Source organism: Protofrankia sp. Cr1 (genome assembly GCF_963555865.1).
GTDB lineage: Bacteria > Actinomycetota > Actinomycetes > Frankiales > Frankiaceae > Protofrankia.
The window spans coordinates 1-5,338 of sequence record NZ_CAUVXO010000153.1 but is presented as its reverse complement, the minus strand read 5'-3'; the positions used below and the strand labels follow the sequence as shown (position 1 = coordinate 5,338).

Annotated in this window: 5 protein-coding genes; 1 reads left to right on the top strand and 4 read right to left on the bottom strand. The window is 70.0% G+C overall.

Annotation, left to right across the window (positions count from 1 at the left end; all coding sequences use genetic code 11):
- The 4 genes from U9980_RS13790 to U9980_RS13775 form a co-directional block, all read right to left on the bottom strand.
- Positions 1 to 1,089 (bottom strand): thiolase C-terminal domain-containing protein (locus tag U9980_RS13790; protein ID WP_322768274.1); only part of this gene is annotated, 1,089 nt, incomplete at its 3' end.
- A complete protein-coding gene (locus tag U9980_RS13785) occupies positions 1,086 to 2,246 on the bottom strand; it encodes an acyl-CoA dehydrogenase family protein (RefSeq protein WP_322768283.1) in 1,161 nt (386 codons plus the stop codon). The genes U9980_RS13790 and U9980_RS13785, both read right to left, overlap by 4 nt.
- A 69-nt stretch (positions 2,247 to 2,315) precedes the next feature.
- Complete coding sequence (locus tag U9980_RS13780) at positions 2,316 to 3,092, bottom strand: SDR family oxidoreductase (protein ID WP_322768282.1); 777 nt, start codon at positions 3,090 to 3,092, stop codon at positions 2,316 to 2,318.
- A gap of 23 nt (positions 3,093 to 3,115) precedes the next feature.
- Positions 3,116 to 4,402 (bottom strand): acyl-CoA dehydrogenase family protein, encoded by a 1,287-nt coding sequence (locus tag U9980_RS13775; protein ID WP_322768273.1) that lies wholly within the window; start codon positions 4,400 to 4,402, stop codon positions 3,116 to 3,118.
- A 288-nt stretch (positions 4,403 to 4,690) separates the two neighbouring features.
- On the opposite strand from U9980_RS13775, the gene U9980_RS13770 reads away from it, so the two are divergent.
- Positions 4,691 to 5,338: FadR/GntR family transcriptional regulator (locus U9980_RS13770; RefSeq protein WP_322768272.1), on the top strand; the 648-nt coding region annotated here is incomplete at its 3' end.

Here is a 5,338-nt window from a genome sequence, read left to right as displayed (position 1 = left end):
CTGGCGGACACCCTCGAGGATGTGGTTCATGCCGTGCAGGTAGCCCTCGGACAGATGCCCGCCGCCGGTGTTGATCGGGATACGGCCGCCGAGGTCGATCCCGCCGCCGGCGACGAACGGCCCGCCCTCGCCCTTCGGGCAGAATCCCCAGTCCTCGAGCTGAAGTAGCACCGTGATCGTGAAGCAGTCGTAGATCTGGGCGACGTCGATGTCGTGCGGACCAAGGCCGGCGCGGCGGTAGAGCGTGCGGGCGACCGACCGGGCCGGCAGCTCGGTGATCGATTCCCGCATCAGGACGGGGAACTGGACGCCGGGCTGAGGGTTGCGGCCGCTGCCCTGCGCCACCGCCCGGATCAGGACCGGCGGCTTGCGGCCGTCGCGCGCCCGGGCCGCGCTCGTCACGACAAGCGCGCACGCCCCGTCCGTCTCCAGACAGAAGTCGAACAGCCGCAACGGATCGGCGATCATCCGGGCGGCCAGGTAGTCGTCCATCGACAGCGCACGCCCGTGCATCTGCGCCGCGGGGTTCGCGTTCGCCCGGGCCCGGCAGACCAGCGCGATGTGCCCGAGCTCCTCCGCCCGCGTCCCATACTCGATCATGTGTCGCCGGGCCATCACCGCGAAGATCTGCCCTGGAGTGAGCAGTCCGTAGGGGGAGAAGAACTCGTCGTAGCTACCCGCACCACCAACCTGCGCGTCCACGGTGGACGACAGCCCGTACCGGCGCCCGGAGCGGCCGTTGAGCTCCCGGAACACCAGCACCGTCGTGGCCTGGCCGGACAGGATGGCGCCCACCGCCTGGCCGACCATCGCGCACGGCGCCACCCCGCCCGGACCGACCTCCGACCAGTAGGTCAGATCCTGGATGCCCAGCGCGTCGGCAAGATCGTGCTGGCGCACGGTGTCCATGTCGCAGCGGACGATGCCGTCGACGTCACGCGGGGACAACCCGGCGTCATCGAGAGCGGCCAAGGCCGCCTGCGTCGCCAACGTCAGGTCGCTGCGGCCCGAGGCACGCGAATAGTCGGTCGCGCCGATGCCGACGATCGCACACCGGTCCCGGTGGTGGAACTCCTCGTCCACGGTCACGGTCCGGCCTCGACCGTGAGATGGCGGATGAGCTGCTCCCGGTGGTGGGCGGGGTCACCGAACATCAGCTCGCTGCTGGTGGCTCGGCGGAAGTACAGATGGGCGGGGTGCTCCCAGGTGAACCCGATACCCCCGTGCACCTGGATGTTCTCGGCCGCCGCGAACGCGAAAGCCTCCGAGCAGCGGACCTTCGCGACGGATGCGGCCACCGCCAGCTCCACCTCGTGTTCCTGGGCCGCCCACAGCCCGTATGCCACCGCCGAGCGGGCAGCGTCGAGTTCCAGCGCGATCTCGGCGCAGCGGTGTTTGATCGCCTGGAACTGCCCGATCGGACGTCCGAACTGCACCCGCGTCTTCGCGTATCCGACCGCCATGTCCAGCACGTGCGCCGCCCCGCCGGTCTGTTCGCAGGCCAGGGCGACGGCGGCTAGGTGCACGAGGTACGCCAACGTCGGCTGCGCACCGCCCGGCGCGCCGAGCAGACGGCCCGGCACGTCGTCGAGGTCAAGGCGTGCCTGGCGCCGGGTCGGGTCCAGCGTCCGCATCGCGCTCCGGCGCAGGCCGGGCGCGGTGCCCTCGACCGCGAACAGGCTGACCCCGCCGTCGCCGTCGCCGGTGCCGCCGTCGCCGCCGCCGTCGGTGCGGGCGGCCACGAGGAGGAGATCGGCGTGCAGCCCGTCGAGGACGAACATCTTCGTCCCCCGCAGCCGCCATCCCGACCCATCGTGGGTCGCGGTGGCGGCCACGCCTGCCGCATCCCAGCGAACCGACTCCTCGGCGAGCGCGACGGTCGCGACGATATGGCCGGCGGCGATACCCGGCAGGTAGTCCGTGCGGGCGGCCTCGTCGTCCAGATGGAGCAGAACACCGGTGGCGAGCACGGCGGTGGACAGGTACGGCGCGCACAGCAGGGCGCGCCCCATCTCCTCCAGGACGATGCCGACCTCGCCGACACCTGCCCCGGCCCCGCCGTACTCCTCGGGGACGAGCAGGCCGACGACACCCAGCTCACCCGCCAGCCGCGACCAGACCTCCCGGTCGAAGCCTTCAGGGGTCTCCATCAGCCGCCGGACCTCGGTCTGCGGCGAATGCTCCGCCAGAAACGCCCGGACGGCGTGGCGTAACTGCTCGCGTTCCTCACTCGACGCCAGATCCATATCCCAGACCACGCCGCCTCCTCAGCCTTTCTAACCCGTGTTCATGACAATGAACACGGGCGATATAATTTACGGTAAGTTGTGGGTGATATCCGCGTCGTAGGGTGTGGTCGCCTGGCCACCGTCCACGGTCAGCACCGCCCCGGTGGTAAAGCTTGACGCCCGCGAGGCAAAGTACAGCGCCGCCCCGACAATTTCGTCCGGCTGTCCACCGCGGCGCAGCGGGAACCGGCGCGCGAGCGTCGCGAAGGCTTCTGCATCCCACGCCTCGCTGATATCGGTGAAAAACGGCCCGGCCATGATTGTGTTCACCCGGACCGCCGGTCCGAACGCCAGCGCGAACCCGGTTGTCAACGTGTTCAGCCCGGCTTTGGCAGCAGCATACGGAAGGTCTCTCGGGGTCGGGCGGATCGCCGCCACACTGCTCACGTTGATGATCGAGCCGCCACCGTCACGCACCATCCTGCTGCCCACCAGGGCGGTGAGCCGGAACGGGCCCTTGAGGTTGACGGCCATCACCTTGTCGAACAGCTCCTCGCTGACCTGCTCCAGGCTCGGGTACAGCGGCGCTATCCCCGCGTTGTTGACCAGCACATCGACGTGACCGAACTCGCCGTAGGCGGCGTCCACCATCCCGGTGATCCCGTCCCAGTCCCCCACGTGGGCGGCGTAGGGAAATGCTCGCCGGCCGGTCCTGCGACGTACTTCATCGGCAAGCGCCTCGCAGCCGGCCAGCTTCCGACTGGTGATCATCACGTCGGCACCGGCCTGCGCGAAGGCCAGCACCATCTGTCGGCCCAGCCCCCGGCTGCCTCCCGTCACCAGCGCCACCTTGCCCGCAAGCATCGGCTCGTCCCCGGTCGGCCCCGTCACCGGGGAATTTCCCGCCACGGCCGGTTGCGGTCGACCCGTTCCTCGCTCGGCAGCCCGAGGAGCCGCTCGGCGATGATGGTGCGCTGGATCTCGTCCGAACCACCGGCGATCCGATATCCGGGAGCGCCCAGGATGTGCGCGGTCCACGCGAACGTGCCCCACTCACCGGTGTCGGCCACCAGACGCGCCCCCAGCACCGCCTCCGCCGCCACCGAGGCAAGCGCCAGACTCCGCACCCAGTGCAGCTTGCGCAGTGACCCCTCCGGTCCGCCGGGACGCCCGGACGCCCGCCCGGCGGCCTCCCGCAGCGACGCCACCTCGGCCAGCCGCTCGCTGATGTAGACGTCGGCCAGTTTCTGGCGCACCAGGGGATCATCGAATCGGCCGAGCGCGCAGGCGAGCGGAGCCAGCTGCCGCCACCCGCCCCCGACGCTGCTGTGCCCGCCGGTCGCCTCCCGCTCGAAGCCGAGGGTCGTCAGGGCCACCTTCCAGCCCGCCCCCACCGCCCCCAGACGCAGCGAGTCCGGGATCCGGACGTCGTCGAGGAAGACCTCGTTGAAGGACGTGCCACCCGACATCTGACGCAACGGCCGCACCGTCACCCCGGGCGTGTCGAGCGGCAGCAGGAACGCGGTGATGCCCGCGTGTTTGGGAACGTCCGGGTCGGTCCGCACCAGCACCATGCCCCAGGCGGCGAACTGCGCCCCCGAGCTCCACACCTTCTGCCCGTTGACCACCCATCCGTCGCCGTCGCGGACGGCACGGGTCCCCAGCGCCGCCAGGTCGGATCCGGCCCCCGGCTCGGAGAAGAGCTGGCAGCACAGACGCTCGGCACGCAGGAAGGTCCGCAAGAGGCGATCACGCTGTTCGGGCGTGCCGACAAGACCGATGGTCGGCGCGATCAGATGCACCGTCACCGACACCAGCTCATGGGCGGGCGGGACGGCGAAGCGCGTCTCCTCGGCGGCGAACGCCTCGACGAACGCCGGCCCGAGCCCCACGCCACCGTCCTCCCGCGGCCAGCCCAACGCGCCGAACCCCGCGTCGATCTTCTGCCGGTGCCAGCCCGCCACCCGCTCGATCAACGCCTTCTCGTCGTCGAAGGAGAGGTCGTGAAAGACCGACACGTCGTAGGAAGCGCCCTGGGCGCCCTCGGCTCCGGCGCCCGGGCCAAGGCCCTCCCGCGATGGCGCGTGTTCGGCAAGCCAGCTGCGTGCACGCCGCCGGAAGGCCTCCAGATCCTGCGCACCGTCGGGATCGCCGTCTGGCTGCCTGACGCCCATGGTTTCCCTCAACATCCCCTGGTAGCGACGTGGGCGCTAGCTTAAACATCATGATAAATTGACGTCAAGGGCCTACTTCGCCAGGCTCACCGGAGCGAGAACGCCTTCGGCCGGGATGCCCGCTGACAGCTGCCGGGGAAAAGGACGACGAAGGGTTTCGGACGTGACGATCCAGTCTAGGACACTCCGGGATCTGCCCGACATCGCGCCGGTCCGGCCCGGCGAACAGCTGCCCTGGGACCGCCTGGCCACCACCTGCGGCCGCGGCTGGCCGAGCAGGGGCTGGACGTGACCGACGAGGCGGCGCGACGCAACGGCCATTCCTCGGCGGTCCCGACGCGTGGCTGTATCGCCATCACGGCCGACGGCGCGCTACTGCGCACACTCAAGACGTCGGAAAGCCTCGCCCGCGAGGTCGTGCGGACCATCATCGACCAGGGTCTGCAACCCGGCGACGGGCTTCCCACCGAAGGCGCGATGCTCGAACAATACGGTGTGAGCCGAGAGTCGCTACGCGAAGGCCTGCGATTGCTGGAGGTCCAGGGCCTGATTTCGATCCGCCGGGGACCCGGGGGAGGGCCGGTGGTCGGCAGCGTCCATCCGGCCAACCTCGGCCGCATTTCGACCCTGTACTTCCACATGGCGGGAGCCACGTACAACGAGCTGTTCGACGCGTGGATGTTCGCCGAGTGCATTCTCGCCGAGCGGGCCGCCCGCGCGAGTGACCGCACCGCCCGCGTGGCCGCCATGGCCCCGTATCTCGAGCTCAACGAGGTCCGCGAGACGCCCGAGGAGCTGGCCCGTTTCGTACAGGAGCATGCGATGTTCCACGGCGCCGTGGCGTCGCTTGTCGGTAACCGGGTGCTCGAGCTGACTCTGCAGACCATGGGCCAGATCGTGAGTCACCACGTTGCCACCGTCGATGATCCCCGCATC

Coding starts and splice junctions, on each gene's coding strand:
- U9980_RS13785 (WP_322768283.1), bottom strand. CDS start 2,246: ATGGATCTGGCGTCGAGTGAGGAACGCGAGCAGTTACGCCACGCCGTC.
- U9980_RS13780 (WP_322768282.1), bottom strand. CDS start 3,092: ATGCTTGCGGGCAAGGTGGCGCTGGTGACGGGAGGCAGCCGGGGGCTG.
- U9980_RS13775 (WP_322768273.1), bottom strand. CDS start 4,402: ATGGGCGTCAGGCAGCCAGACGGCGATCCCGACGGTGCGCAGGATCTG.